Raw genomic sequence first — 26,141 nt, 5'->3', positions numbered from 1 at the left:
GGCCGGCTTCAGGCCATCACCGAGAATCCGCCGTCGACCGGGATCGCCGTACCCGTGACGAAATTCGACGCGGGCGACGCCAGGAACACGGCGATGCCGGCGAAGTCGTCGATGTCGCCCCAGCGCCCCGCAGGCGTGCGCGCCAGCACGCGCTCGTGCAGCCCCGAGACCTGCTGTCGCGCGCCGCGGGTGAGATCGGTGTCGATCCAGCCCGGCAGGATGGCGTTGACCTGGATGTTGTTCGGCGCCCAGGCATTGGCGCAGGCGCGCGTATACTGCACGATGCCGCCCTTGCTGGCCGCATAGGCGGTCGCGAAGCTCGCGCCGAAGATCGACATCATCGAGCCGATGTTGATCACCTTGCCGTTGCCGGACGCCTTCAGCGCCGGATAGGCCAGCTTCGAGCACATGAAGGCGCTGGTGAGGTTGGTGTCGATCACCTTGTTCCACTCGTCAAGCTCGAGCTCGTGCGGCGGCTTGCGGATGCTCATGCCGGCATTGTTGACGAGGATGTCGATGCGGCCGAGCTCCTTGACGACACGGTCGATCATGGCTGCGACCGCCGCCTTGTCGGTCACGTCGGTGGCGACGGCGATCGCCTTCACGCCGCGCTGCCTGAGATCGGCCACGGCGGCGGCGGACTTGCTCTCGTTGCGTCCGACCACGGCGATGTCGGCGCCGGCATCGGCGAGGCCGCGCGCCATGCCGAGCCCGATGCCGCCATTGCCTCCCGTGACGATCGCGACCTTGCCGCGGAGATCGAACCGGCTGGATGTCATGCTTGGATTCCCTGAGTTCTTCTATTGGTTGCTCTGCCAGATCAGCACCAGCCCGAACCCGGCCATGGCTGCGCCATAGCCGGCCCAGTGCAGCTGGTTGACCATGAAGCTCGATCGCGGCCACGGAACCGTGCCCGTGCCCTGTCCAATCCAGAGCAGCCCGAGAGCGGTTGCAAACAGGCCTGCCACCAGCAGAAATCTGCGCATGCCTTCCTCCCATCGGTCCGCTTCTGTCGCGCTCCACGGCATCAACGACTGCCGCAGCCACGAAAACTTGCCGACAGACTAGCCGTAGCTCTGGTACGGACACAATGGGCCGTGGCCGCAAGGACGCTAGCTAGGCCCAATACGAAAAAGCCCCGGCGATGCCGGGGCTTTGACGCTTGATCGTGAGATCAGATCAGTACTTCGCGACGACCGGACCGGTCCAGTTGAAGCGGTAGACCAGCGAGGTCGAGATCGTCTGGTTCCAGCTGTTGGCGCGGACGCTGTTGATGGTCGGGAGGTCGCCGATATCGGTGCGGATAGCCTCAGTCTTGGCATTGTAGAAGGCCGAACGGTACTCGGTCTTCATGAACCAGCCGGGCGAGGTGATGCCGAAGATGTTCAGGCTGTTCTCGACGCCGCCGCCGATGAACCAGCCGTGACGATCGTAGCCATTGAGGTGAACACCGGCCGGGGTACCGCCGAGCGTCGTGAAGTTGGTGCGGCCGAAGTGAGCGCCGGAGTAACCGCCGTTGACGTAGGAGAGAACGTTCGGAGCGACCAGCCAGCCGAGGCGCACGCCCGCGGCCCAAGAGGTCTCCAGCTTCTGGTTACCAGTGATGTCGAAGATCGGATCCTGGATGGTGGAGCGGATGCTGCCGAACTGAGCGTCGCCAAACACACCGGCGACCCAGGTGCCGCTGAACTGCCAGTCGTAACCCGCGCCGACCGTACCAAACCAACCGGAACCGCCCTGACGCTGGGTGATGGTCAGCGGGGTACCCGTGGCGGTGTCGACAATCTGCTGGTCAGCATTGGAGAGGCCGCCGCCGCCGCCGCCGAAGACGTAGAAGCCGGTCCAGTTGGCGACGGGCGCCGGCATCGGGGCCTTCGCGTAGGGACGGGCGCCCAAGTCGGCAGCCGAGGCCGAGCCGGTCATCGCCGCAACCGCGGTCAGAGCGAGCAATGTCTTCTTCATTTTAAATCCCCAAACCTTGTCGGCGCGAGCGCACTGAAGTCCGTGTCATCTGATGACCGGACTATAGACGGTTCTTGCCGAAATGCTGTTGCCGGACAGGCACAGTCGCCGGAAAACGCCGGTGTGGGGGTATTTTGCGGCGGCCTCGCCCAGATCTAGAAAAATTGTTATGTTTCAAGGGCTTGACCGAATTCTGGCGACTCGATTTTGAGTAAGGTTTCGTTAGCAAATTCGGTTTTGTCCGAGACGGAGGCAATCCTGCTCCCGGCCGCAGCATCCGCTGAGTCGCTGGCCGAGTCGCCGCGAGACGAATCCGGAAAGCAACGAAGATCCCGGCAGCACACAAGGCAAACTGGTCCGAAACGGCGGCCGCTGCCCCAAAGACACAGCCCCGGCTTTGGGCCGGGGCTGTGTTGGCGTGCAGCCGGTTTGGTTGCCGCCTCAAACGTCCAGCAGCTCGTCGCTGGCAAACTCGGCCTTGTCCGAGATGAAGGCAAAGCGCGCCTCGGCCTTGGTGCCCATCAGCCGCTCGACCGAATCCGCCGTGGTGTCGCGGTCGTCGGCCAGCAGCACCACCTTGAGCAGCGTCCGCCTGGCCGGGTCCATGGTGGTCTCCTTGAGCTGCGCCGGCATCATCTCGCCGAGCCCTTTGAAGCGGTTCACCTCGACCTTGGCGTTGGCGTTGAACGCGCTCTTGAGCAGCGCCTCCTTGTGCGCGTCGTCGCGGGCGTAGACCGACTTGGAGCCGTGGGTCAGCTTGTAGAGCGGCGGCACCGCGAGGAAGAGATGGCCTTCGTCGATCAGCCGCGGCATCTGGCGATAGAAGAAGGTGATCAGGAGCGAGGCGATGTGGGCGCCGTCGACGTCGGCGTCGGTCATGATGATGATGCGCTGATAGCGCAGATCCTCCTCGCGATATTGCGCGAGCGTGCCGCAGCCGATCGCCTGCACGAGGTCGGAGAGCTGCGCATTCGCCGTCAGCTTGTCCTTGCCGGCGGAGGCGACGTTGAGGATCTTGCCGCGCAGCGGCAGCACGGCCTGGGTCTTGCGGTCGCGCGCCTGCTTGGCGCTGCCGCCGGCCGAGTCGCCCTCGACGATGAACAGCTCCGAGCCCTCGGTGCCGGCATCGGTGCAGTCGGCGAGCTTGCCGGGCAGGCGCAGCTTCTTGCCGGCCGTCTTGCGTGCGGTCTCCTTCTCCTGCCGCCGCCGCAGCCGCTCCTCGGCGCGGTCGATGACGAAGTCGAGCAGTCGGTTGGCCATGTTCGGATTGCCCGACAGCCAATGGTCGAACGGGTCCTTCATCGCCTGCTCGACGATGCGTTGCGCTTCGGCGGTGGCGAGGCGATCCTTGGTCTGGCCCTGGAATTCAGGCTCGCGCACGAACACCGAAAGCATCACGGCGGCGCCCACCATCACGTCTTCCGAGGTGACGGAGGCGGCGCGCTTGCCCTGGCCGACGCGCTCGGCGTGATCCTTCAAGCCGCGCAGCAGCGCGCTGCGCAGGCCGGATTCGTGGGTGCCGCCGTCGGGCGTCGGCACGGTGTTGGTGTAGGAGGAAAGGAAGCCGTCGGCATCCGCGGTCCAGGCCACCGCCCATTCGCAGGCGCCGTGCGCGCCGTTGCGTCCCGACTTGCCGGAGAAGATGTCCGGATGCACCAGCGTGTCGGCGTGGATCGCAGCAGCGAGATAGTCCTTGAGGCCGCCCGGGAAGTGGAACGTCGCTTCCGCCGGCACGTCCTCTACGCCTTTGAGCAGCTCGGGCGCGCAGTTCCAGCGGATCTCGACGCCGCCGAACAGGTAGGCCTTCGAGCGCGTCATCTTGAACAGGCGCTGCGGCTTGAACGCGGCCTTCTGCCCGAAGATGTCGGTGTCGGGCTTGAAGCGCACGCGCGTGCCGCGGCGGTTGTTGACCTTGCCGAGGTCCTCGAGCTTGCCCTTGGGATGGCCGCGCTCGAAGGTCATGCGGTAGAGCTTCTGGCTGCGCGCGACCTCGACCTCGAGACGCGAGGAGAGGGCGTTCACCACGGAGATGCCGACGCCGTGCAGACCGCCCGAGGTCTCGTAGACCTTGCTGTCGAACTTGCCGCCCGAATGCAGCGTGCACATGATGACTTCGAGCGCCGACTTCTTCGGGAATTTCGGATGCGGATCGATGGGGATACCGCGGCCGTTGTCGGTGACGGTCAGGAAACCGTCCGCACTCAGCTCGACTCCGATGAACGTCGCATGCCCGGCCAACGCCTCGTCCATCGAGTTGTCGATGACTTCGGCGAACAGATGATGCAGCGCCTTCTCGTCGGTGCCGCCGATATACATGCCGGGCCGGCGCCGCACCGGTTCCAGCCCCTCGAGCACCTCGATGTCGGCTGCCGTGTAATCGGCTTCCCCCCCACTGCGCGGCGCCGCCTTGACGGCTGTGCGGGGCGTCGGCTCGTCACCGCCGAAGAAATCGTCTTTTGCTTTTGGCTTCAACTGCTTGGACATATATCTTGATGGGTTTTGAGGGCCGCAGAAGCGGCGAATCGGTTAAGCCGACTATGCCACTTCTGACTTGGAAAGGTTACCGTAGGGCGGACTGGGCGCTGTGGGTTGGGAGCGAATCCGGGCGATTTTACGCCGCAGCCTCGCCATTTCCCGGCAATTTGACGTGCCGGCTTGGTGATGTCTGGGTTTTGTGACTTGATGTCACACAAGTCCTTGGCTTACCAGTCCTTTTCATCGAGCAGCACCTTGAGACGGGGCGGGAAGGCTATTTTGGATGGAGCAGTTTGCGCACGCCCTCACTGACTTCGTGCGCGTTCACCAGGCTTGGGCAGCGCCAATCGTGTTCGTGCTGGCCTTCGGAGAGTCGCTCGCCTTCATCTCGCTGCTGGTCCCGGCCTGGGGCGCGCTGGTGGCAATCGGTGCGCTGATCGGGGTCAGCGGCATCAACTTTTTTCCGGTCTGGATTGCCGGCGCCCTCGGCGCGGCGCTGGGTGACTGGGTCTCCTACTGGTTCGGCTATCGCTACAAGGAGAAGGTCGCCGAGATGTGGCCGCTCTCGCGCTATCCGGGACTGCTCCCCAGAGGCGAGGCTTTCGTGCGCAGCTGGGGCGTCCCCAGCATCTTCATCGGGCGCTTCTTCGGACCCCTGCGCGCCTCGGTGCCGCTCGCGGCCGGCATCTTCGAGATGCCCTATTGGACCTTCCAGGCTGCAAACTTCGTCTCGGCCCTGATCTGGTCGGCCGTGCTCCTGCTGTTCGGCGACGTGCTCGCCAAGATCATGGAGTGGATCTGGCGGGTGATCTGACCGGGCGACGGGGCCGCCCGGTCAGGGCGTCAGGCCAAGCCTTCTAAGCAAGCCTACAGCGATGCGTTCCAGATCGCGGGGATCCAGCGATATCCGGAGCCGTCCTTCTCGACCCGGACGAGACCGGGGAAGGCGGCGTGGAAGGCCTGGATCGGCATCTTCTCGGCAATCGCCATGTCGTAGAGCTTGCGGCGCGTCTGCTGGGCCAGCGGTTTGTCGACGTCGGATGCGATGTTCCATTCGGGATGCTTCACGAACAGGAACGCTGCGCCCGCGGTGATATCCACCTGCACCAGCACCTTCTCGGCGCCGGAGGCGACGATGAAGGAATTGTGGCCTGGCGTGTGGCCGGGGCTCGCTACCGAGGTGATACCGGGCGCGACCTCCTTGCCGGCCTCATATTGTGTGACCTTGCGGCCCAGGGCATCGAACACGCGGCGGATGTTCTTGAAATTGTTCTCGAGGATCGGATTGCCCATCCCTTTGCTCATCTCGCCGTCATCCATCCAGAACTTCCATTCCACCGCCGGAACCAGGATCTCGGCATTGGGGAAGGCGGGCTTGTTCTCGGCCGCCAGCAGGCCGTTGATGTGGTCGCCATGGAAATGGGAGATGATGACAGTATCGACCGCCGCGCGGTCGATGCCGGCGGCGGCGAGATTATTCTGGAATTGGCCGACCTTGCCCTTCGACTGCGTGAACTGGTCGGGACCGAGCCCGGTATCGATGACGACGAGCTTCGGTCCGGTGTTGACCACGACCGGGTTGAAGGTGTGGGTGACCTTGTCGGCCGGCAGGTGGTGCTCGGCGAACACTTTGTTGATGTCATCCTTGCTGGCGCCGGCGGCGTAATTGTCGGTCAGATTGACGGTCGCAACGCCATCGCAGACCACCGTGACCTGGTGGGTGCCGACATTGTAGCGATAGAAGCTCGCATTCTGCTTCTCGGCCAGCGGCGCGGCGGCGCCCGCGGGCGAAATCTTCACGAAAGGCAGGAGCGCCGATGCGGCGGCGCCGGCTAGCGTTGCGCGACGAGTAATCTCGGTCATGGTGATGTCCTGAGGCTGGGTGCGAACGGCTCGGGGCCGGCGAAGAGGTTGTGTCCCGCCGGTCGTTCTCGAAAACCCCTACTTCTAGTGGAAATTCCACGGCGGGCCGATGACATCTGTGCGCGTCCTGCCGTCGCGCGTGCGGCATCCTGCCGTCCCACTGAACCGATTTGCTCTTGACCATGGAACCAGCGGGCATTATAGCCGCGCGCCATGATCAACGCCGCGACCATTCTGTTCGCCCGTCGCCGCCGCCGCAGCTTAGCGGTTTGGGCGGTCGATCGCGTTTGAGATCATCGTCTTTGCCGCTGGACCCGATCCGCGGCATCCTCTCTCCTGTCAGCGCGATCTGATCCGGCGGTCCCCCGAGGAGGCCCAGCAGGAGACCACGATGTACACGCCACCCTATTTCAAGCAGGACCGCGCCGCGAGCCTGAAATTCGCCGAGGAACGCGGCTTCGGCACGATGTGCGCCTTCGACGGAAAGCGGCCGATCGCCTCGCCGTTGCCGTTCTATTTGACCTATGCCGCAGACGGCACGCCGCGGGCCGCCTTTCATCTCGCCCGTCACAATCCGCTGCTAAAGCTGGCGGGCGGCGAGGCGTCGTGGCTGCTCGCGGTCAACGGCCCGGACGCCTATGTATCGCCGGACTGGTACGTCTCGCCGGATCAGGTTCCGACCTGGCTCTACCAGTCGGTGCATCTGAGCGGGCCGGTTCGGCTGTTGTCGGATGACGAGCTGGCGGTGCAGCTCGAGACGCTCAGCGCCAAGTTTGAGGGCTGGCTGTTGCCGAAAAAGCCGTGGACGTCGGCCAAGATGACGGCGGGTCGGCTGGAGACGATGAAGAAAGGGATCGTTGGGCTGGTCATGACCGTTGAGGAGGTCGAAGGCAGCTTCAAGCTGAACCAGCACAAGTCGGAGGCCGATTATGCAGCGATCGCGAATGCGCTTGACGGCGGCGATGCCGATGCCAAGCGGATCTCACAATTGATGCGGCAGGCAAGGCCGCAGGTTTTCGCAGACGACACGAACATGCTCGAAGGGAGCGCATCATGAGCCTCGCTGACACCACCAAAGCTCCGGCCACCAGCGCGGCAAAGAAGCCGGCCACCGTCTTCGTCGATGGCGGTTCCGGTACCACCGGCCTCGGCATCAATGAGCGGCTGAAGCTCCAAAGCGACGTCGCGGTGAAGACCATTGCCGACGACAAGCGCAAGGATCCCGCGGCCAAGAAGGCGCTGATGGAGGAGGTGGATCTCGTCATCCTCTGCCTTCCCGACGATGCCGCCAAGGAAACCGTTGCCCTGGTCGACGGCATGGGGGCTCACGCGCCGAAGGTGCTGGATGCCTCGACCGCCTACCGGGTCGCGCCGGACTGGGCTTACGGCTTTGCGGAGCTGACGCCGGACCAGGCCGGCAAGATCAAGGCCGCGAAGAAGGTCTCCAATCCCGGCTGCTATCCGACCGGCGCGATCGCGCTGCTGCGGCCGATCGTCGATGCCGGCCTGCTGCCGCCTGATTATCCCGTCACCGTCAACGCGGTGAGCGGCTATTCCGGCGGTGGCAAGTCGATGATCGCAAGCTTCGAGGATGGCAGCGCCCCGTCCTTCGAGCTCTACGGCCTCGGCTTCGAGCACAAGCATCTGCCGGAGATGCAGCTCTATTCGAACCTAACGCGGCGGCCGATCTTCATTCCCTCGGTCGGCAACTACCGGCAGGGCATGCTGGTCTCGGTGCCGCTCCAGCTCGACACGCTGCCGGGCAAGCCCGGCGGCGCCGACCTGCAGGCGGCGATGGCAAAACGTTACGCCGGCTCGAAATACGTCAAGGTGATGCCGCTGCAAAACGAGGCGAGCAAGGGCGGCCGGCTCGAGCCGGAGGCGCTCAACGAGACCAACATGCTCGAGCTCTACGTCTTCGCCAGCGACAAATATCACCAGGCGCTATTGGTCGCCCGGCTCGACAATCTCGGCAAGGGGGCATCCGGCGCAGCCGTGCAGAACATGCGGCTGATGCTCGGCCTGCCGGAGGAGTGAGGCAGGCCTCTATCCTCCGTCATTGCGAGCGAAGCGAAGCAATCCAGAGCTTCCACCGCGGAAATAGTCTGGATTGCTTCGTCGCAAGGGCTCCTCGCAATGACGTGGAAAGTGCTTCAAACCAATCCGAAGATCGCCAACACCAGCACGGCCTGGGCGAAGAAGCCGACGGTGAAGGCGAGGGTGCGGAACACCGGAATTCCGAGCGCATAGACGATGGTGTGCGCGATGCGCGACCAGAAATAGACGGCGCAGGCGAGCACCGTCCATTTCGTGGAATAGTCGATCGCGTTCAGGATCAGCACCAGCGGGGCGAAGATGACGAGGTTCTCGACCGCGTTGTCATGGGCGAACATCAGCCGGTTTGCCCACTCCGCCTGGGGCTTGTCGCCGCGCGCGGGGTTGGCCATCGCACCGCTCAAACCGCGAACCTGGCAGCGGTTGATGATGTAGGGAACCCACAGAACTCCCGTCAGGATCACCGTCAGTGTCAGCCAGAACAATTCGCGTGTCATAGTGGCGGTCCCCTGTGTCGTCGCTGGATTGGGCGAGAGCACGATCCGGAAAAGTGAGTAGCGGTTTTCCGAAAAGATCATGCTCAAACAATTAGTCTATACGAAAGCGCGCCGGATTCCGCTACGCGCGAACTCTGACATAGCTGCCGGGCGCGTCCTCGATCGGCGGAAATGCGTCGCTGCCGACCACGCGCGCCGGGACTTCCTCGGGGTCGAGCTCGCCCAGCCACTCCCGCCAGTCCGGCCACCACGAGCCCTTGTGCTCGGTGGCGCCCTTCATCCACTGCGCGACGCTGACGTTCTTGATGTTGTCGTTGGTCCAATACTGGTACTTGTTCGCGGCAGGCGGATTGACCACGCCCGCGATGTGGCCCGAGCCGGACAGCACGTATTTCACCGGGCCGCCGAAGAATTGCGACCCGTAGAGCACCGATTGCGCGGGCGCGATGTGATCCTCGCGGGTGGCGAGATTGTAGACCGGCACCTTCACCTTGGAGAGATCGAGCAGGGTGTTGTCGAGCGCCATCGTGCCGGTGGAGAGCCGGTTCTCCAGGTAGCAATTGCGCAGGTAATAGGAATGGTTGGCCTGGGTCATCCGTGTCGCATCGGAGTTCCAGTGCAACAGGTCGAACGCGCTCGGCTGCTGGCCCTTCAGATAGTTGCTGACCACGTAGGACCAGATCAGGTCGTTGGACCGCAGCATGTTGAAGGCCATGGCCATCTTCGAGCCTTCGAGCACGCCGACCGTTTTCATGTCCTGCTCGAGCGCCGCGATCTGCTCCTCGTCGACGAACACGAGCAGATCACCGGCATGAGTGAAGTCGACCTGGGCCGCGAAGAACGTCGCGGACGACACGCGCTGGCGGCGCTTCTCGGCGAGCCAGGCCAGCGTGGTCGCGAGCATCGTGCCGCCGACGCAATAGCCGGCGGTGTGCACCTTCATCTCGCCGGTGATCTTCTCGATCACGTCCATCGCCGTGAGCGGGCCTTCCTTCATGTAGTCTTCCCAGCCCTTGTTGCCGAGCCGCTTGTCGGGATTGACCCATGAGATCACGAAGACGGTGATGCCCTGGTCGACGCACCACTTGATGTAGGATTTCTCCGGCTTCAGATCGAGGATGTAGAACTTGTTGATCCAGGGCGGCACGATCAGGAGCGGGGTGCGCAGCACCTTCTCCGTCGTCGGCGAATACTGGATCAGCTGCATCATCTCGTTCTGGTAGATCACCTTGCCCGGCGTCGTCGCCATGTTGACGCCGACGGCGAGATTGTCCGGGTTGGACTGGCGGATCTTCAGCATGCCCTTGCCGGCGGCGATGTCCTCGGCCAGCATCTTCAGGCCGCGCGCGAGGTTCTCGCCGCTGGACGCCACCGTCTCGCGCAGCACTTCGGGGTTGGTCAGCACGAAGTTCGACGGCGAGAGCGCGTTGGTGACCTGCTGGACGTAGAACTCGGCCTTGCGGCGCGTGTGCGGATCGAGCCCTTCGGCGTCGCGCACCAGCTCCTGCGCCCATTTGGTCGTGAGCAGATAGAGCTGCATGACGAAGTCGAAGAACTGGTTCGACTTCCATTCCGGATCGGCAAAGCGTTTGTCGCGCGGCGAGGGCGCGATCGCGGGCTCGGCGTCCTGACCGGCCATGCGACGCACCGCCGAGCCCCACAGGTCGAGATAATCCTTGGCAAGCTTGGTCTGGAGATCGGACGAGCGGGACGTGTCCGACAGCCAATATTCGGCGACCGACGTGAACGTCTTGACGACCTCGGCAAGCTCGGCCGGCGGGCGGTCCTGCACCTCGCCGCTCTCGCGCGGCTTGAGATAGGCGGCGAGCGCCTTGCCGCCGCTCTCCATCGCCCGCGCGACGTTCATCGCAAAGGCTTCGGCGTCGAACTTCGTCTCGGGTTTCGGCGTATCGGTCGTGGCCATACTCATGAGCAGAACAGTAACGATTCATTCCGTATTCGTCACCGCGAAGCTCGCATGTTTGACGTTAAACACTCTCGAAGATGTGTTGCACTGCGACAAATCTTCTTGGTTCCGTCACAATGGAGCCGCACGGCTCGGCTTGTTGGGCATCGGTTGTTTTCTCGCTCGCACCATTTGGGCAGCAATGGTTTGAGCTTGGGCACGGTCTTGGGTAAGCTTGCCCCGGGGCCGTGCATTGGGACGAGTAGGGGATTTCCCAAGTGTTGGCGTTGTGGGACCTGCAAAAGACGCTGCCGATCTGCGGCGCGGTGCTGATCGCGGCGCTCGCCCTGGGCGGGTGTTCGAGCCAACTCGCGGATCTGGCGCCCGCGGATGCGCCGCCGCGTACCAGGGAGCCCGGGAGCTATCTGCCCGTGCACGATCTGCCGCCGGATCGCGATCAGGCGATCATCCCGCTGGAGCAGCGCGCCAAGATCGAGGCCGAGCTCGCCGCCGCGCGCGATCGCCAGGCCGCTGCCGCCAAGGACGCCAAATAGGCCCGTGGCCGCGAGACCGGCAAGGTAATCGCTGGCGCCTCCGCTTTGCCGTGCTAAAAGACCTCGGTTCAGCCTGGAGTCAGGGCGAACGACTTCAATCTTCGTTGCCGACGATTGCTCTAAGTCTTTGATTCTGAGTAATTTTCGCGATGGAGCCTGAGTGCTTTCGTGCCGGCCCTCGCGGCCTGTCGATTCTGTCCTGACCGGTTGCCCGGAGCCCAGAGAGCCATGGAAGAATTTTACCGCATTCGCCGCCTTCCGCCTTACGTGTTCGAGCAGGTCAACCGGGCCAAGGCGGCTGCGCGCAATGCCGGCGCCGACATCATCGACCTCGGCATGGGCAATCCGGACCTGCCGGCGCCGGCGCATGTGCTGGACAAGCTGAAGGAGACGCTCGGCAAGCCGCGCACCGACCGCTACTCGGCCTCGCGCGGCATCCCCGGGCTGCGCCGGGCCCAGGCCGCCTATTACGCCCGCCGCTTCGGCGTGAAGCTGAACCCCGACACCCAGGTCGTGGCGACGCTGGGTTCGAAGGAAGGTTTCGCCAATGTGGCGCAGGCGATCACCGCGCCGGGCGACGTCATCCTCTGTCCGAACCCGAGCTACCCGATTCACGCCTTCGGTTTCTTGATGGCGGGCGGCGTCATCCGCTCGGTGCCGTCGGAGCCGACGCCGCAATTCTTCGAGGCGGCGGAGCGAGCGATCGTGCATTCGATCCCCAAGCCGCTCGCGCTCGTCGTCTGCTATCCCTCGAACCCGACCGCCTATGTCGCGAGCCTCGACTTCTACAAGGACCTCGTCGCCTTCGCGAAGAAGCACGAGATCCTGATCCTGTCCGATCTCGCTTATGCCGAGGTCTATTTCGACGAGAGCAACCCGCCGCCCTCGGTGCTGGAGGTGCCGGGCGCGATGGACTGCACCGTCGAGTTCACCTCGATGTCGAAGACTTATTCGATGGCCGGCTGGCGCATGGGCTTTGCAGTCGGCAATGAGCGCGTGATCGCCGCGCTCGCCCGCGTCAAATCCTATCTCGATTATGGCGCGTTCACGCCGGTGCAGGTCGCGGCGACCGCCGCGCTGAACGGCCCCGACGATTGCATCAAGGAGATGCGCGACACTTACCGCAAGCGCCGCGACGCGCTGGTGGAATCGTTCGGCCGGGCTGGGTGGGAAATCCCGGCGCCGGAGGCCTCGATGTTCGCCTGGGTGCCGCTGCCGGAAGCCTTCCGCAGCGTCGGCAGCATGCAGTTCGCGACCCTGTTGGTGGAGAAATCCGGCGTCGCGGTCTCGCCCGGCGTCGGCTTCGGCGAGCATGGTGAAGGATATGTCCGCATCGCCATGGTGGAAAACGAGCAACGGATCAGGCAGGCCGCGCGCGGCGTCCGCCGCTTCCTTGAAAGCGGCATCGAAACGTTGCACAACGTGGTTCCTCTCGCCAATCGGCGGTAATTCTCTTCTGCAGGTTTTCTGAAGTATCATGGTCGCACCGCTGAAAGTGGGCATAGCGGGGCTCGGCACCGTGGGTGCCGAGGTTATCCGTTTGATCGAAACACAGGCGCGCGTGCTCGCAGGGCGCAGCGGCCGGGGCATCCGCGTGGTTGCGGTCACCGCGCGTTCGAAGGCGAAGAAGCGCGGCATCGACCTGCGCGGCTTCGATTGGGCGAAGGACCCGATCGCGCTCGCCACGCATCCGGAGGTCGATTGCTTCGTCGAGCTGATGGGCGGCGCCGGCGATCCCGCGCTGTCGGCGGTGGACGCTGCGCTCGGTGCCGGCAAGTCGGTCGTCACAGCCAACAAAGCGCTGCTCGCCAAGCACGGCCTCAAGCTGGCCAAGGCGGCTGAAAAGCACGGCGGTGCGCTGAATTTCGAGGCAGCGGTCGGCGCCGCGATCCCCGTCATCAAGACGTTGCGCGAAGGGCTTGCCGGAACCGGCGTCAACCGCGTCTACGGCATCCTCAACGGCACCTGCAATTACATCCTGACCCGGATGGAGCAGGAGGGCCTGTCCTTCGCCGAATGCCTCAAGGATGCCCAGCGGCTCGGCTATGCCGAGGCCAATCCGTCCTTCGACGTCGACGGCCACGACACCGCGCAGAAGCTCGCCATTCTCGCCAGCCTCGCTTTCGGCACGAAAGTTGCTCAAAGTGCGGTGTATGTCGAAGGCATCTCCTCCATCGCGCCGGAAGATCTTCGCGCCGCCGACGATCTCGGTTATCGGCTCAAACTGCTCGGTGTCGCCGTTCGCACCGCCAAGGGCATCGAGCAGCGCGTGCATCCGACCATGGTGCCGAAATCCTCCTCGATCGCGCAGGTGATGGGTGTCACCAATGCGGTCACGATCGATGGCGAAGGCATTCCGCCGATCACGCTGGTCGGCCCCGGCGCGGGCGGTGCCGCGACCGCATCCGCCGTCGTCGCCGACATCGCCGACGTCGCGCGCGGCATCCGCGCCAATCCGTTCGGCCGGCCGATCGGGCAGCTGCGCGACACCAAGAAGGCGCCGATGGAGCGCCACGAGGGCGGCTATTACATTCGCCTGCTCGCCCGCGATTTCCCCGGCACTGCGGCCGCGATCGCGACGCGGCTTGCCGAGCAGAAGATTTCGATCGAGTCGATCGTGCAGCGTCATCCCAATGGCGGCGCTGCGCCCACTGACGGCAAGGCTGTCCCGGTGCCCGTCATCCTGATCACCTATGCCACTCACGAGGATGCCGTGCGCCGTGCGCTCGCCGCCGTGCAGAAGGACAAGGTGATCAGCGGACGGCCGCAGGTGATCCGGATCGAGAAGAACTAGAGCATGACCTCGGAAAAGTGTGAGCGGTTTTCCGGTAAGGTCATGCTCAAGCCATAAGGCGGTCGTTCGTTCGAACGAACACCGGGCGTTGTGAGTTGATGCGGGCGGAGATTTCCGTCCCAAACGTTTCGAAGGAGTAAGCCGATGTCGACCCATATTGAAGTCCCCCCGCACGCCTTGCTCGAGCGCATTCTCACGCTGGAGATCGTGCGGGTGACGGAGCGGGCGGCGGTGTCGTCGGCGCGGTTGCGCGGCCACGGCAACGAGAAGGCGGCCGACCAGGCCGCCGTCGACGCCATGAGGCGCGAGCTCAACAAGCTGCCGATCCAGGGCACCATCGTGATCGGCGAGGGCGAACGCGACGAGGCGCCGATGCTCTATATCGGCGAGCAGGTCGGCCTCAAGGCAGGTCCCGAGGTCGATATCGCGGTCGACCCGCTCGAAGGCACCACGCTGTGCGCCAAGAACATGCCGGGCTCGATCGCCACCATGGCGATGGCTGACGGCGGCACGCTGCTGCACGCCCCCGACGTCTACATGCAGAAGCTCGCGATCGGCCCCGGCTACGACAAGGGCGTCGTCGATCTCGATGCCTCGCCGGCCGACAATGTCCGCCGCCTCGCCAAGGCCAAGGGCGTGAAGCCCGAGGGCATCACCGTTCTCGTGCTCGACCGTCCGCGCCATGCCGACATCATTTCGAGCGTGCGCTCGACCGGTGCGGCCGTACGCCTGATCACCGACGGCGACGTTGCCGGCGTCATCCATTGCGCCGACCCCGACAACACCGGCGTCGACATGTATCTCGGCACCGGCGGTGCACCGGAAGGCGTGCTCGCCGCCGTGGCGCTGCGCTGCATCGGCGGCCAGATGCAGTGCCGCCTCATCCTCGATTCCGAGGAGAAGCGCGAGCGCGCCGCCAAGATGGGCGTCAACGATCCCAAGATGATCTACGGCATCGAGGACATGGCACGCGGCGACTGCCTGTTCGCCGCCACCGGCGTCACCACGGGCTCGCTGCTCTCAGGCGTCAAGTTCCGCAAGGACGGTGTGATCGAGACCGAGACGGTGGTGATGCGCTCCGTCACCGGCACCGTGCGCTACATCAAGGCCGAGCATCGCGAGCTGGCAAAGTTCCATCTGGATTGAGGCCGCGGTCATCCGCGCGCGATTGCTCGGCGCTTTGGTCGCAGACGGATCCGTCGTCTGTCTGCTATGGGCTGCGATGCGGTGCCGGGGCGAACATGTGCAGGTCGCGCAACATCAGAGCCAGCATGACGGCCCCCTGGAGCTGCCCAACCTCATCGGCCCAGGGCTGAAGAATGGACTTCGCGGTCGCCATGTCTCCGCGCGCGAGCGCGCTGCGCGCGTTTATGTCGGCCTCGGCATAGGTGTCAGTTGCAATCATACGGGACAGCGCCTGCGCGAGGCCTTCATCGAAGCTCTCCAGGCGTACTTCGGAGACGTAGTGATCAGGCTTGAGACCGATTTTGTTTCTTGGATGCGCCGGATCGAAATGCCCAACCTTTGCCAGCATGATCAGCAGAGGATGATTTCCGGCGATGGAAGGAGGAATGATCGGATAGGTCCTGATTCTCCCCGATCGATCATCAAGAGATGAGAAGGAGATGACCGGCCCAAGGTTGAAGCGCGACTTGCGATGGAGCACAGCAACGCGATGGTCGATCTCGGAGTCCGGTTTGAACACCTCACCGTTCTTGAAGCTCGCGTCGGGGTCGGCAGCGATGAGAAATGCCGAGAGCTGGGCAACCCGGCCGGTGACGGTGCGTTCGTCAAGCCCGTCCACCTCAAACTCGATCTCTCGTCCAGCGAACGCGGACAATCCGAGCGTATAAGCTCCCAGGGTCTTGCCGGAACGGAAGGGGACGATGTCCATCCACAATCCGAACGGCTGATCTGGATACGCCTCGAACGCGCGGCTTGACTGCTCCAGCCACATCTCGGGGGAACGGCCGATTTTTCCGTCCCAGATGACGGCGACAACATTAGGCAGTGCCGCAACCACGGCACCCACAAAGGCGGTCGTGAGGTACGTATTCTCGGCAAAATCCAGCGCTTTCGTTTCCGTATTGCCTTCGGCAGAGCCCATCGGCGCGACCACGAGGTGCGCACGATGGCGTCGAGCGGCGTGGAAAGCTTCCGGCCACAGCCAGGAAGCCCGCTCCCACAATTGCTGATCGAAAGGTATCGGCGCAGGCATCAGGAGGATCGTCATGAGATGATCTCCTGCGCGGATGAACAGGGGACCGTCAGCACCGTCGCTCGGTGCGAAGGTGCTACGGTTCCAGCGTATGTCGGCATGACGAACGCGTAAGAACTGGATCAAAGCCTCCTCGTCCGGGAGGCGGGCATCCTCGAGCAATATGTATGCGACAGAGACGGTTGTCATGGCCGGTGCGCTTCACCCCGACGAGTTGAGGTAGGCGACCAAACTCGTCCCTCACGTGCTTGATGCGCCGAACTAGCGCTATTGTTGCATGGAACGGATCATGCTTTAAAGCCCTCGATCTCGGCCGGCTAGCCGGGCCAAAACAAAATCAGCGGAGCGAAGCATGACCACACCATCCAATCTCTCCGCCGTCAAAGCCCTCGTCTTCGACGTGTTCGGCACAGTCGTGGACTGGCGCACCAGCCTGATTACCGACTTCATGTGGTGGAGCAAGCAGCGCGGCATCACCGCCGATTGGACCGCGCTGGTCGACGGCTGGCGCGGCATGTACATGGCCTCGATGGACGACGTGCGCCAACATCCCGAGCGCGGCTACGTCATGCTCGACGATCTGCATCGCCGCTCGCTGGAGCAGTTGGTCGATCAATTCGCGATCAGGGGCCTCACCGAGGCCGATCTCGACTACCTCACCAAAGGCTGGCACCGCCTGCATCCCTGGCCCGACAGCGTCGCCGGCTTGATGCGGCTGAAATCAAAGTTCGTGATCTCGCCGCTCTCGAACGGCAACGTCGCGCTGCTCACCAACATGGCGAAGTTCGCCGGCCTGCCGTGGGACCTCATCATGTCGGCCGAGCTGTTCGAGCACTACAAGCCCGATCCGGAAACCTATCTCGGCGCAGCAAAGCTGCTCTGCCTCAAGCCGGAAGAGGTGATGATGGTCGCGGCCCACAATGGCGATCTCGCTGCCGCCCAGAAGAACGGATTGAAGACCGCCTTCGTGGCGCGACCGACCGAATACGGCCCGCTTCAGAAGGTCGATTTCGAAGCAACCGGCAAGTGGGACATCGTCGCGAAGGATTTTGGCGGCATCGCCGATCAGCTCGGCTGCTGACATTCGCGGCGCAGCGGCGATCAATGGACTACGAAAGTGCGATCGGCAGTTCGGGATTGCTCGACGAGCTGCGGGAGTTCGATCCACGCGTGGTCGGGACGCTGCCTTTGGGGCTTGCGACGCCATTGAGCGACATCGATGTCGTCTGCCATGTTCTGGACGCGGTGGCTTTCGCCGAAGTGATCTGGCGCCGGTACCGCGCCTGTGGCGGGTTTGCGCTCTACCAATGGTGCTCCAGCCGACGGCCGGTGGTCGCCCGCTTCGAATGGGACGGCTGGCCGTTCGAGCTGTTCGGCGATCCGCGGCCGGTCGATCAGCAGGAAGGGTGGCTGCACTTCGTGGTCCAGCGGAGATTGCTCGCGCTCGACGACGGGCGCCTGCGCAAAGCGGTGGCCGAACACAGGGCGCGCGGGATGAAGACCGAGCCTGCGTTTGCCGCCGTGCTCGGCATTGCCGGGGATCCGTATTCCGCATTGCTTGCACTGGGCCGTGAGAGCGACGCTCGCCTGCGGGCCCGCCTGGAGCATCTGTAAGGTTCGACCGCACAGATCCGGGCGGACCGCGCCGCCCGGATCTGAACTGATCGCTACAACGTCATCTTCATCGGCTCGGGATAGTAGCGGAACCCATCTCCGACCTTGGCGACGTGGCCGTAGCCCGGCCAGGCGAAATGATAGGACATCACCGGGATCTTGTTCGCCGCCAGCATCGTCAGCAGCTTGACGCGCGACTCGGCCGCCTGCTTGGGGTCGGAATCGTAGGAGAACTCCATCCGTGGCTTTTCCAGCAGCAGCACCGAATGATGCGAGAGATCGCCGAGGAAGGCGAACGATTTGCCGGCCGAGGAGACCATGAAAATGGTGTGGCCAACGGTGTGCCCGGGCGCCGCGATCGCCTGCACGCCGGGCAGGAATTCCTCACCGTCCTTGAAGAATTTGATCCGATCCCGGACCGGCAGCAGGTTCTTGCGGGCGTGAAGGACGAAATCCTTGGCCGCGCCGCCGAGCTTGCCTTCGTCGGTCCAGAAATCGAAATCGCTCTGGGCAATGTAGACTTGCGCGTTGGGGAACAGCGGCTTGCCGCCCTCGTCGACGATGCCGCCGATATGATCGATATGGGCATGCGAGCACACCACGGCATCGATGTCCCCCGGCTTGATGCCGGCCTCCGTCATGCTTTTCTGCTGCCGTCCGGTGCTGGTGCCGAACATCTTCGATGAGCCCATCCCGGTGTCGAACAGGATGAGCTTGTCGCCGGTGTTAACGATGGGGGAATTCTGTTCGAGCACGACATTGTCCGGCGACAGGAAATTGTCGGCCAGCATCTTCTTGACCTCTTCCTTGGGAACGCCGGTGAAGGTCCCGGAGGGGTCGCCGAGCGGAAGCGGTCCGTCGGATACGACGGTCACCTCGGCATCGCCGAGAATGAAGCGGTGCCAGTAGGGCGTCTGGGTGCCGAGCTTGGGCGCCCGTGCCATCGCGCTGCTGCCGAGCATGGCGCTGGCGCCGAGACCGGCCCCAAGTGCGAGTAGGGACCGACGCGAGACATCGAGTGTCATTCTTTTCCTCCGCTTTCGTCTTTTGTTTTGCGCAATCGTTGGCGCGGTAAGCGGCCGCCCGATCGGCCACGTGGCCGGAGGGCGGCGGAAAGCATGCTGCGCCGGTTGCGACAAGCTAGCAAGTGGAATTACCCGGTACGGCACGCTGAACGAGAACAATGGCCGGAGCGTGAAAGCGACGTGCACAGCAAAGCTGCGCCAAGGCGCAGAATTGCGCGTCACGCAATTCTCAACGTGATGTCACTACCTTCCGTCTCGGCAAAGCCCGCCTGTAGCACTTCCTCGCGCTTGTGACGGAGATGCGCCCGCAGGATGTGGGCGAGGCCGACGCTGTCGCGGCGTTGGAGCGCGTTGAGGATCGCCTCGTGCTCCTTCACGGCGAGCGCCCAGCGCTGCGGCGTCATCGGCGTGACATAGCGCGCGCGCCGGATGCGCGCGGTCACCGAGGCGTAAAGCCCGGCGAGCACAGGATTTCCCGCTGCGGTCACGATGGCTTCGTGAATCGCACGGTTGCCGCGGTAGTACTGGATCAGGTCGCGCTCGCGATAATGCTGTACCATGTCCGCATGTGCGGCGGCGATCGCATCGATCTCGGCGTCGCTGATGCGCTCGCAGGCGAGTTCGCCCGCGAGAGCCTCCAGGCCCTGGCAGACCTCGAACAGGTCGCGCATGTCCTTGTCGGTCAGCTTTGCCGCGCGCGAGCCGCGATGCGGCAGTAGCTGCACGAGCCCTTCCGCGGCCAGCACCTTCAGCGCCTCGCGCAGCGGCGTGCGCGAGATTTCGAGCCGCTCGCACAGCTCGCGCTCGGGAATCCGCGCGCCCGGCGGGATTTCGCCGTCGAGCAGGATGGCGCGGATGCGGTTGACGACCTCGTCGTGAAGCATGGCTCTGAGCTCAGTTTTGAATGCAAAAAATGAACTTATACGCCCGTACGGCCAAGTTCCAGCTTGAAAATCCCAAGTTTTGCATTCAAAAATGTAAAAAACAGAAGGTATGAGGAAATGGACCTGCAAGTGGAGGCAGAAGACCTCGTGTTCGAGCGCGACGGCGGCATCGGGCGGATCACCTTCAACCGCCCGCAGGCCCGTAACGCCTTCACCTTCGCCATGTACGAGCGGCTCGCCGCGATCTGCGAGGAGGCCGACCGCGACCATGCGATCAAGGTGCTGGTGCTGCGCGGGGCCGGCGACAAGGCGTTCGCGTCAGGCACCGACATCAATCAGTTCCGCGAATTCAAGTCGCCGCAGGACGCCATCGACTACGAGAACCGCATCGATCGCGTGCTCACCACGCTCGAGCAGTGCCGCGTGCCGACGATCGCGGCGATCAACGGGTTCTGTACCGGCGGCGGGGCGGGCATTGCTGCGGCCTGCGACCTCCGCATCGGCACGACAAGCGCAAAAATCGGATTTCCCATCGCCAGGACGCTCGGCAATTGCCTGTCGATGTCCAATGTCAGCCGTCTCACCGCGCTGATCGGCGCCGCGCGCGTCAAGGATCTCATCTTCACCGCGCGCCTCGTCGACGCCACGGAGGCTGCAAGCGTCGGACTGCTCGGCGAGGTCGTCGACGATCTTGCCGCCCTTGAACGACGCGCCGACGAGGTGGCCCGGCTCGTCGCCAGTCATGCGCCGCTGACGCTGAATGCGACCAAGCAGGCTGTCGGCCGTCTGCAACGGCGGCTGACGCAGGACGAGGGCGAAGACCTCATCCTGATGTGCTACACGAGCCAGGACTTTCGCGAAGGGCTCGATGCTTTCCTCAACAAGCGCGCGCCGCAATGGCGCGGCCAATAGGACGAGCCGATGCAAAGTTCGCAATCCACCTCCCGCCATTCGGGACCGCTGGCCGGCCTCAAGGTCATCGATCTCACTCACGTCATGGCGGGACCGACCTGCACCTTGATGCTCGCCGACATGGGCGCCGACGTCATCAAGATCGAGAAATGGCCGAACGGCGACGACACCCGCCATTCGGTGCCGCCGAAGATCGGCGACGAGGCGGCGTCCTTCCTGATGATGAACCGCAACAAGCGGGGCATCGTGCTGGATCTCAAGACCGACGGCGGCAAAGAGGTGCTGCGCCGGCTGATCGCCGATGCCGACGTGCTGGTCGAGAACTTTGCGCCGGGCGCGATGGAGCGCCTCGGCTTCGGCTATGAGGCGCTGCACGCGGAATTCCCGGCGCTGATCTATTGCTCGCTGTCGGGTTTCGGCCGCACCGGCCCCTACAAGCACCGCAGGGGTTTCGACCTCGTCGCCCAAGCCATGAGCGGCATCATGAGCTTTACCGGCGAGCGGCCCGACGGCCCGCCCGTCAAGTGCGGGCCGCCGCTGTCCGACATCACCGCCGGCCTGCTCGCGAGCATGGGTATCCTGGCGGCCTACACGCATCGCCTCAAGACCGGTGAAGGGCAGTGGGTCGAGACCTCGCTGTATGAAGCCGCCCTGGTGCAGACCTATTGGCAGTCGACCATCGCGCTCGCCTCGGGCACTGCGCCGCGCGCGATGGGCTCGGCGCATCCGCTCAACGCGCCGTACCAGGCGTTCGAAGCTTCGGACGGCTGGCTCGTGGTCGGCGGCGCCAACAAGAAGCATTGGCTGTTGATGCTGGAAGCGCTCGGCGCGAGCGAGCTTGCCGACGATCCGCGCTTCGTCACCGGCGCCGATCGCATGGCCAACCTGAAAGAGCTCGAAGCCGTCCTCAGCGAGCGCTTCCGTACCCAATCGCGGGCGCATTGGCTCGCGGCGCTGGACGAGAAGGGCGTGCCGTGCGGCCCCGTGCACGACATGCTGGAGGCGCTCGGCGATCCGCAGACGCTGGCGCGCGAGATGGTCGTCGAGGTCGAGCACTCCACGCTCGGGCCCGTCAAGACGATCGGACTTCCGATCAAGTTTTCGGAGACCCCAGGCAAAGTGCGATCAGGCGCACCGGTCTATGGTGAACATACGCGAGAGGTTCTGGCCGAGCACGGGTTCGACCAGTCACGAATCGAAGCGCTCGAAAAAGAAGGCGCAATCGTCTCGGCCCTGGAACGACGCGAGGAACACGTCGCCTGACCGGACGTCGATACGACAACAACAAAAGACAAAAAATCAGCTGGAGGAAATCATGGGTCGGACGTCAACATTTCTGCTCTCCGCAGGCGCAGCCGTGCTCGCCGGCACCATGCCGGCGCTCAGCGCCTGGCAGCCGCAAAAGCCGATCGAGTTCGTGGCCACCGCCGGCCCCGGCGGCGGCACCGACAATCTCGCGCGCGCGGTGCAGAACATCATCACCAAGCACAAGCTGATCGAGCAGCCGATCGTCGTCGTCAACAAGGGCGGCGGCAGCGGCGCCGAAGGCTATGTCTATGGCAAGGCCTCCGCGGGCGATCCCTACAAGGTGATCTTCGGCACCTCGAACGCCTGGCAGCAGCCGCTCGTCTCCAAGGTCGCCTTCAACTACACCGATCTCACCCCGATTGCGGCGATGGCGCAGGACGAGTTCCTGCTCTGGGTCAAGCAGGACGCGCCGTACAAGACCGCAGGCGATTATCTGAAGGCGGCCGCAGCGGGCGAATTCAAGATGGGCGGCGCGCAGTCGAAGGATACCGACGAGGTGCTGACGCGCATGATCGAGAAAACCGGCAAGGTCAAGCTGACCTACATCCCCTTCAAGAGCGGCGCCGAGACCGCCGTGCAGCTCGCGGGCGGTCATCTCGACTCCCACGTCAACAACCCCAGCGAAAGCCTCGGGCAATGGCGCGGGGGCACGCAGCGACCGCTCTGCGTGTTCAGCCCGAAGCGGCTGCCGCAGGGGCCGAAGGTGACCGCGACGGAAGGCTGGGGCGACGTTCCGACCTGCGTCGAGCAGGGCCTCGACATCAAGCAATACGAGCAGCCGCGCACCGTGTGGCTGCCCGGCAAGGTCGCGCCGGAGCAGGCCGCGTTCTATGTCGACCTCATGAAGAAGGTGCAGGCGACGCCGGAGTGGAAGGACTACATCGAGAAGACCTCTCAGGTCGACACGTTCCTCACCGGTGCCGAGCTCGAGAAATTCATCAAGGAGGACCTCGAGCGCGTCAAGCTGGTCGCGGGCGAGCAGGGCTGGCTGGTGAAGTAAGGCATTACGCCATGATCTCCCGCCGCGCGCTTGAACTTGCGACCGCCGTGCTCACCGGCAGCTTCGGCGTGGCCGTCGTCGTCTCCAGCCTCGACAACGGCATTGGCTGGTCGAGCGCAGGCGTGGACGCCGGTACCTTCCCGTTCCTGACCGGGACCATCGTCGTGCTCGGCAGTCTCTACAATCTGGTGCGCGGCGTGGTGCCGGCCGCGACGCTCGCAAACGTTCCCATCGCGATCACGTCGATCGAGCTGCGCCGGCTCGCCGGCCTGTTCGTGCCGGCTGCGATCTTCGTCGCCGCGATCCCGCTCGCCGGGATGTACGTCGCCTCGGCGCTCTACGTCTTCGCGGTGCTGGCGATCCCCCGGCACCAATCCGTGCCGCGCGCGCTGGCCATGGCAGGAGCCACGGCGCTCGCGCTCTACCTCGTGTTCGAGCGCATGTTCCAGGTCAGCCTGCCGCACGGCGCGCTCGCTTCCGCGCTCGGGTTCTGAGGGAGCGGCGGGATGGACAATCTCCAGGAGCTCCTGCACGGCTTCACCATCGCGGTCACGGTGCCGCATCTGGTCCTGATGGTGGTCGGCGTGCTGCTCGGCATTCTCGTCGGGGTGTTGCCGGGGCTGGGCGCGCCGAACGGCGTGTCGTTGCTCCTGCCGCTCACTTTCGGCATGCAGCCGGTTTCGGCCATCATCCTGCTCTCCAGCATGTATTGGGGCGCACTATTCGGCGGCTCGGTGACCTCCATACTGTTCAACATTCCGGGCGAGCCGTCATCGGTGGCGACCACCTTCGACGGCTATCCGATGGCGCGCGACGGCCGGCCGACCACCGCGCTCGCGACTGCCTTCGGCTCGGCGGCGTTCGGCGCGCTGATTGGCGTCATCCTGATCACCTTCCTCGCCTCCTGGGTGGCGCAGGCTGCGCTCGCGTTCGGGCCGGCCGAGTATTTTGCGGTCTATTTTCTCGCCTTTGCCAGCTTCGTCGGCATGGGCGGTGCGGCGCCGATCAAGACCGTCGTGGCGCTGGCGCTCGGCTTTGCCATCGCCGCCATCGGCATCGACACGGTGTCCGGCAGCGTGCGCCTCACCATGGGCGTGGATGAGCTGGTCAAGGGCGTCAGCTTCGTCGTCGCGGTGATGGGCCTGTTCGGCATCGGCGAGCTGCTGGTGGCCGTCGAGGAGGAATTTCACGCCCGCGCCGTCTCATCCAAGATCGATTGGCGCGAGGTCTTTCGCGCCGTCGGCCGCCTGCCGCGGTACGGCATCGCCCTGTTGCGCAGTGCCGCGATCGGCTGCTGGATGGGCATCACGCCGGGCGGCCCGACCGCGGCCTCCTTCATGAGCTACGGCATCGCCCGCCGCTTTTCACGCCGCGGCCGGCATTTCGGCACCGGCGAGGTCGAAGGCATCGTCTCGCCGGAAACGGCCGATCATGCCGCCGGGACCAGTGCGCTGCTGCCGATGCTCTCGCTCGGCATTCCCGGCTCGGCGACCGCGGCCGTGATGATGGGCGGGCTCATGATCTGGGGCCTCAATCCCGGACCCATGCTGTTCGTGGACCAAAAGGATTTCGTCTGGGGCCTGATCGCCTCGATGTATGTCGGCAACATCGTCGCCGTGGTGCTGGTGCTGCTGACCGTCCCGGTGTTCGCCGCCCTGATGCGGATTCCCTTCGTGGTGATCGCGCCGCTGATCGTGATCATCTGCGTCGTCGGCGCCTATTCGGTGTCGAACTCCTATCTCGACGTCGTCATGATGCTCGGCTTCGGGGTCGTCGGCTATCTCTTCAAGAAGCTGTTCTATCCCTTAGCGCCGCTCGTGCTCGCGATCGTCATTGGCGACAAGGCCGAGGACGCGTTCCGGCAGTCGATGCTGATCTCAAAGGGGTCCTTGGGCATCTTCTTTGCGAACAAGCTGGTGACGTGCCTGATCGTGGGCGGCATCGCGCTGCTGCTGCTTCCGCTTCTGTTGCAGCTGCCGCGGCTCTGGCGCAAACCCGCATCCCCTGCAACCGATGCGCCAGTCCAGGAAAGGGCGATCATATGACCGCAAAGCCGCTGATTGCGCTGGCCATGGGAGATCCCGCCGGCATCAGCCCGGAGCTGACGGCGAAGCTCGTGGCGCAGGACGACATCCGCGCGCGCTGCCGGCTCGTCGTCATCGGCGACCGCCGCATTTTCGACGAGGGCGCGCGCATTGCGGGCGTCAAGCCGGAGCTGAAGGTGATCGAGCAGGGCGCCGACCTTCGCGCAGCGCAGGCAGATGCGCTGTTCGTCGATCTCCGCCACCTTGCTCCCAGAGAGGTCGAGCCGAAGGCCGCGACCCTTGCCGGCGGAAAATTCGCGCTGGCCAATTACAGGCACGCTCTCGAGCTCGGCCGCGACGGCCATGTCGATGCGGTCTGCTTCACGCCCTTCAACAAGCAGGCGATGCGCCTTGCCCGTGCCGAGTACGACGATGAGATCGCGTTCTCGGCCGAAATCGTCGGTCTCAAGACGCCGGCAAGCGAATTTAACGTGCTGGACCGGCTCTGGAATGCGCGGGTCACCTCGCACATCCCGCTCAAGGACGTCGCTGCGAAGCTATCCGGCGAACGCATCCATCGCGCGCTCGAGCTGACCAATTCCTGCATGCGCAACGCCGGCTTTGCGCGGCCGCGCATCGCGGTGGCAGGCCTCAACCCCCATGCCAGCGACGGCGGCAATTTCGGCCGCGAGGAGATCGACGTCATCGCGCCGGTGGTCGCAGCAAGCCAGCGCGAGGGCATTGCCGCGGAGGGACCGTTTCCCGCCGATACCGTATTCCTGCGCGCCAAGGCTGGCGCCTTCGATGCCGTGCTGACGATGTATCACGACCAGGGTCAGATCGCGATGAAGCTGATGGGTTTTGATCGCGGCGTGACCTTGCTCGGCGGCTTCCCATTCCCGATCTGCACGCCCGCGCACGGCACCGCCTACGACATCGCGGGACAAGGCATCGCCTCGATCGGCGCCAGCCGCGCAGCGTTGCTGCTCGCCGCGGAGATGGCGGCGCGTCGTCTCGGCTGAACTTGCACGCGCGAAGGGAGCGACCGCT

General features: G+C 64.4%; 25 protein-coding genes. 15 read left to right on the top strand and 10 right to left on the bottom strand.

Annotation, left to right across the window (positions count from 1 at the left end):
• Nucleotides 1-8 precede the first annotated feature (8 nt).
• The 4 genes from I6F16_RS01435 to parE all read right to left on the bottom strand — a co-directional run bounded on the left by I6F16_RS01435 (nt 9) and on the right by parE (nt 4,446).
• Nucleotides 9-779, bottom strand: coding sequence for a glucose 1-dehydrogenase (locus I6F16_RS01435; RefSeq protein WP_225113551.1), 771 nt, complete (start codon nt 777-779; stop codon nt 9-11).
• 21 nt (nt 780-800) lie between these two features.
• Nucleotides 801-986 carry a hypothetical protein gene (locus I6F16_RS01430; RefSeq protein WP_036000069.1) on the bottom strand — a complete coding sequence of 62 codons (186 nt, stop codon included), beginning with the start codon at nt 984-986 and terminating at the stop codon, nt 801-803.
• A 193-nt stretch (nt 987-1,179) separates the two neighbouring features.
• Nucleotides 1,180-1,962 (bottom strand): porin family protein, encoded by a 783-nt coding sequence (locus I6F16_RS01425; RefSeq protein ID WP_225113552.1) that lies wholly within the window; start codon nt 1,960-1,962, stop codon nt 1,180-1,182.
• A 441-nt stretch (nt 1,963-2,403) separates the two neighbouring features.
• Nucleotides 2,404-4,446: a DNA topoisomerase IV subunit B gene (gene parE, locus I6F16_RS01420; RefSeq protein WP_109143891.1), complete on the bottom strand. Its 2,043-nt coding sequence runs from the start codon at nt 4,444-4,446 to the stop codon at nt 2,404-2,406.
• 274 nt (nt 4,447-4,720) lie between these two features.
• Here parE and I6F16_RS01415 point away from each other — a divergent pair, with 274 nt between their 5' ends.
• A complete protein-coding gene (locus I6F16_RS01415) occupies nt 4,721-5,251 on the top strand; it encodes a DedA family protein (protein ID WP_035999932.1) in 531 nt (176 codons plus the stop codon).
• A 53-nt stretch (nt 5,252-5,304) separates the two neighbouring features.
• Here the strand turns inward: I6F16_RS01415 and I6F16_RS01410 are convergent, their stop codons facing one another.
• On the bottom strand, nt 5,305-6,300 hold the full coding sequence (locus tag I6F16_RS01410) for an MBL fold metallo-hydrolase (protein WP_225113553.1): 996 nt from the start codon (nt 6,298-6,300) through the stop codon (nt 5,305-5,307).
• A gap of 391 nt (nt 6,301-6,691) precedes the next feature.
• Between I6F16_RS01410 and I6F16_RS01405 the strand changes: the two genes are divergently transcribed.
• Together I6F16_RS01405 and argC are read left to right on the top strand one after the other, a co-directional pair.
• Entirely contained in the window at nt 6,692-7,357 is a 666-nt protein-coding gene (locus tag I6F16_RS01405) for an FMN-binding negative transcriptional regulator (protein ID WP_225113554.1), read from the top strand.
• The gene (gene argC / locus I6F16_RS01400) at nt 7,354-8,337 is read left to right on the top strand and encodes an N-acetyl-gamma-glutamyl-phosphate reductase (RefSeq protein ID WP_036022938.1); all 984 of its coding nucleotides are present in this window, start codon (nt 7,354-7,356) and stop codon (nt 8,335-8,337) included. Before I6F16_RS01405 ends, argC begins: the two co-directional genes overlap by 4 nt.
• Nucleotides 8,338-8,453: 116 nt before the next feature.
• On the opposite strand, the gene I6F16_RS01395 is transcribed toward argC, so the two are convergent.
• Nucleotides 8,454-8,852 carry an MAPEG family protein gene (locus I6F16_RS01395; RefSeq protein ID WP_225113555.1) on the bottom strand — a complete coding sequence of 133 codons (399 nt, stop codon included), beginning with the start codon at nt 8,850-8,852 and terminating at the stop codon, nt 8,454-8,456.
• A gap of 121 nt (nt 8,853-8,973) precedes the next feature.
• Complete coding sequence (gene phaC, locus I6F16_RS01390; protein WP_225173375.1) at nt 8,974-10,782, bottom strand: class I poly(R)-hydroxyalkanoic acid synthase; 1,809 nt, start codon at nt 10,780-10,782, stop codon at nt 8,974-8,976.
• 254 nt (nt 10,783-11,036) lie between these two features.
• On the opposite strand from phaC, the gene I6F16_RS01385 reads away from it, so the two are divergent.
• The 4 genes from I6F16_RS01385 (at nt 11,037) to glpX (ending at nt 15,252) form a co-directional block, all read left to right on the top strand.
• Nucleotides 11,037-11,312, top strand: a complete 276-nt coding sequence (locus I6F16_RS01385; protein WP_035999913.1) for a hypothetical protein — start codon at nt 11,037-11,039, stop codon at nt 11,310-11,312.
• Nucleotides 11,313-11,540: 228 nt separating this feature from the next.
• Complete coding sequence (locus I6F16_RS01380; RefSeq protein ID WP_035999902.1) at nt 11,541-12,761, top strand: LL-diaminopimelate aminotransferase; 1,221 nt, start codon at nt 11,541-11,543, stop codon at nt 12,759-12,761.
• A gap of 28 nt (nt 12,762-12,789) precedes the next feature.
• Nucleotides 12,790-14,106: a homoserine dehydrogenase gene (locus tag I6F16_RS01375; RefSeq protein ID WP_036022941.1), complete on the top strand. Its 1,317-nt coding sequence runs from the start codon at nt 12,790-12,792 to the stop codon at nt 14,104-14,106.
• A 144-nt stretch (nt 14,107-14,250) separates the two neighbouring features.
• On the top strand, nt 14,251-15,252 hold the full coding sequence (gene glpX / locus I6F16_RS01370; RefSeq protein ID WP_036022942.1) for a class II fructose-bisphosphatase: 1,002 nt from the start codon (nt 14,251-14,253) through the stop codon (nt 15,250-15,252).
• Nucleotides 15,253-15,316: 64 nt separating this feature from the next.
• On the opposite strand, the gene I6F16_RS01365 is transcribed toward glpX, so the two are convergent.
• Nucleotides 15,317-16,339 (bottom strand): hypothetical protein, encoded by a 1,023-nt coding sequence (locus tag I6F16_RS01365; RefSeq protein ID WP_225113557.1) that lies wholly within the window; start codon nt 16,337-16,339, stop codon nt 15,317-15,319.
• A 337-nt stretch (nt 16,340-16,676) separates the two neighbouring features.
• Between I6F16_RS01365 and I6F16_RS01360 the strand changes: the two genes are divergently transcribed.
• Both I6F16_RS01360 and I6F16_RS01355 read left to right on the top strand, forming a co-directional pair.
• Complete coding sequence (locus I6F16_RS01360; RefSeq protein WP_036022944.1) at nt 16,677-17,405, top strand: haloacid dehalogenase type II; 729 nt, start codon at nt 16,677-16,679, stop codon at nt 17,403-17,405.
• A 23-nt stretch (nt 17,406-17,428) separates the two neighbouring features.
• Nucleotides 17,429-17,938 (top strand): DUF4269 domain-containing protein, encoded by a 510-nt coding sequence (locus tag I6F16_RS01355; protein ID WP_225173374.1) that lies wholly within the window; start codon nt 17,429-17,431, stop codon nt 17,936-17,938.
• 53 nt (nt 17,939-17,991) lie between these two features.
• Here I6F16_RS01355 and I6F16_RS01350 read toward each other — a convergent pair whose 3' ends face one another.
• Nucleotides 17,992-18,963 carry an MBL fold metallo-hydrolase gene (locus I6F16_RS01350; protein ID WP_225173373.1) on the bottom strand — a complete coding sequence of 324 codons (972 nt, stop codon included), beginning with the start codon at nt 18,961-18,963 and terminating at the stop codon, nt 17,992-17,994.
• A gap of 218 nt (nt 18,964-19,181) precedes the next feature.
• A complete protein-coding gene (locus I6F16_RS01345) occupies nt 19,182-19,847 on the bottom strand; it encodes a GntR family transcriptional regulator (protein ID WP_225173372.1) in 666 nt (221 codons plus the stop codon).
• 117 nt (nt 19,848-19,964) lie between these two features.
• Here I6F16_RS01345 and I6F16_RS01340 point away from each other — a divergent pair, with 117 nt between their 5' ends.
• From I6F16_RS01340 to I6F16_RS01315, 6 genes are read left to right on the top strand one after another with little or no spacing between them, the layout of a single operon-like run.
• Nucleotides 19,965-20,759 (top strand): enoyl-CoA hydratase/isomerase family protein, encoded by a 795-nt coding sequence (locus tag I6F16_RS01340; protein ID WP_225173371.1) that lies wholly within the window; start codon nt 19,965-19,967, stop codon nt 20,757-20,759.
• A 9-nt stretch (nt 20,760-20,768) separates the two neighbouring features.
• Nucleotides 20,769-22,022 carry a CoA transferase gene (locus I6F16_RS01335; protein WP_225173370.1) on the top strand — a complete coding sequence of 418 codons (1,254 nt, stop codon included), beginning with the start codon at nt 20,769-20,771 and terminating at the stop codon, nt 22,020-22,022.
• A gap of 52 nt (nt 22,023-22,074) precedes the next feature.
• Nucleotides 22,075-23,067, top strand: coding sequence for a tripartite tricarboxylate transporter substrate-binding protein (locus I6F16_RS01330; protein WP_225173369.1), 993 nt, complete (start codon nt 22,075-22,077; stop codon nt 23,065-23,067).
• Nucleotides 23,068-23,078: 11 nt separating this feature from the next.
• Nucleotides 23,079-23,561: a tripartite tricarboxylate transporter TctB family protein gene (locus I6F16_RS01325; protein WP_225173368.1), complete on the top strand. Its 483-nt coding sequence runs from the start codon at nt 23,079-23,081 to the stop codon at nt 23,559-23,561.
• A gap of 12 nt (nt 23,562-23,573) precedes the next feature.
• Nucleotides 23,574-25,112 (top strand): tripartite tricarboxylate transporter permease, encoded by a 1,539-nt coding sequence (locus I6F16_RS01320; protein ID WP_225173367.1) that lies wholly within the window; start codon nt 23,574-23,576, stop codon nt 25,110-25,112.
• Nucleotides 25,109-26,113, top strand: coding sequence for a 4-hydroxythreonine-4-phosphate dehydrogenase PdxA (locus I6F16_RS01315; protein WP_225173366.1), 1,005 nt, complete (start codon nt 25,109-25,111; stop codon nt 26,111-26,113). The genes I6F16_RS01320 and I6F16_RS01315 overlap by 4 nt, the downstream gene beginning before the upstream one ends.
• The last annotated feature ends 28 nt before the right edge of the window (nt 26,114-26,141 follow it).

It is taken from the genome of Bradyrhizobium sp. IC4060 (genome assembly GCF_020193715.1).
Classification (GTDB): domain Bacteria; phylum Pseudomonadota; class Alphaproteobacteria; order Rhizobiales; family Xanthobacteraceae; genus Bradyrhizobium; species Bradyrhizobium yuanmingense.
The sequence above is the reverse complement of the archived record's forward strand: the minus strand, read 5'-3'. Positions and strand labels throughout refer to the sequence as shown.

Coding starts and splice junctions, on each gene's coding strand:
- I6F16_RS01435 (WP_225113551.1), bottom strand. CDS start 779: ATGACATCCAGCCGGTTCGATCTCCGCGGCAAGGTCGCGATCGTCACG.
- I6F16_RS01430 (WP_036000069.1), bottom strand. CDS start 986: ATGCGCAGATTTCTGCTGGTGGCAGGCCTGTTTGCAACCGCTCTCGGG.
- I6F16_RS01425 (WP_225113552.1), bottom strand. CDS start 1,962: ATGAAGAAGACATTGCTCGCTCTGACCGCGGTTGCGGCGATGACCGGC.
- parE (WP_109143891.1), bottom strand. CDS start 4,446: ATGTCCAAGCAGTTGAAGCCAAAAGCAAAAGACGATTTCTTCGGCGGT.
- I6F16_RS01415 (WP_035999932.1), top strand. CDS start 4,721: ATGGAGCAGTTTGCGCACGCCCTCACTGACTTCGTGCGCGTTCACCAG.
- I6F16_RS01410 (WP_225113553.1), bottom strand. CDS start 6,300: ATGACCGAGATTACTCGTCGCGCAACGCTAGCCGGCGCCGCCGCATCG.
- I6F16_RS01405 (WP_225113554.1), top strand. CDS start 6,692: ATGTACACGCCACCCTATTTCAAGCAGGACCGCGCCGCGAGCCTGAAA.
- argC (WP_036022938.1), top strand. CDS start 7,354: ATGAGCCTCGCTGACACCACCAAAGCTCCGGCCACCAGCGCGGCAAAG.
- I6F16_RS01395 (WP_225113555.1), bottom strand. CDS start 8,852: ATGACACGCGAATTGTTCTGGCTGACACTGACGGTGATCCTGACGGGA.
- phaC (WP_225173375.1), bottom strand. CDS start 10,782: ATGAGTATGGCCACGACCGATACGCCGAAACCCGAGACGAAGTTCGAC.
- I6F16_RS01380 (WP_035999902.1), top strand. CDS start 11,541: ATGGAAGAATTTTACCGCATTCGCCGCCTTCCGCCTTACGTGTTCGAG.
- I6F16_RS01375 (WP_036022941.1), top strand. CDS start 12,790: ATGGTCGCACCGCTGAAAGTGGGCATAGCGGGGCTCGGCACCGTGGGT.
- glpX (WP_036022942.1), top strand. CDS start 14,251: ATGTCGACCCATATTGAAGTCCCCCCGCACGCCTTGCTCGAGCGCATT.
- I6F16_RS01365 (WP_225113557.1), bottom strand. CDS start 16,339: ATGACGATCCTCCTGATGCCTGCGCCGATACCTTTCGATCAGCAATTG.
- I6F16_RS01360 (WP_036022944.1), top strand. CDS start 16,677: ATGACCACACCATCCAATCTCTCCGCCGTCAAAGCCCTCGTCTTCGAC.
- I6F16_RS01355 (WP_225173374.1), top strand. CDS start 17,429: ATGGACTACGAAAGTGCGATCGGCAGTTCGGGATTGCTCGACGAGCTG.
- I6F16_RS01350 (WP_225173373.1), bottom strand. CDS start 18,963: ATGACACTCGATGTCTCGCGTCGGTCCCTACTCGCACTTGGGGCCGGT.
- I6F16_RS01345 (WP_225173372.1), bottom strand. CDS start 19,847: ATGCTTCACGACGAGGTCGTCAACCGCATCCGCGCCATCCTGCTCGAC.
- I6F16_RS01340 (WP_225173371.1), top strand. CDS start 19,965: ATGGACCTGCAAGTGGAGGCAGAAGACCTCGTGTTCGAGCGCGACGGC.
- I6F16_RS01335 (WP_225173370.1), top strand. CDS start 20,769: ATGCAAAGTTCGCAATCCACCTCCCGCCATTCGGGACCGCTGGCCGGC.
- I6F16_RS01330 (WP_225173369.1), top strand. CDS start 22,075: ATGGGTCGGACGTCAACATTTCTGCTCTCCGCAGGCGCAGCCGTGCTC.
- I6F16_RS01325 (WP_225173368.1), top strand. CDS start 23,079: ATGATCTCCCGCCGCGCGCTTGAACTTGCGACCGCCGTGCTCACCGGC.
- I6F16_RS01320 (WP_225173367.1), top strand. CDS start 23,574: ATGGACAATCTCCAGGAGCTCCTGCACGGCTTCACCATCGCGGTCACG.
- I6F16_RS01315 (WP_225173366.1), top strand. CDS start 25,109: ATGACCGCAAAGCCGCTGATTGCGCTGGCCATGGGAGATCCCGCCGGC.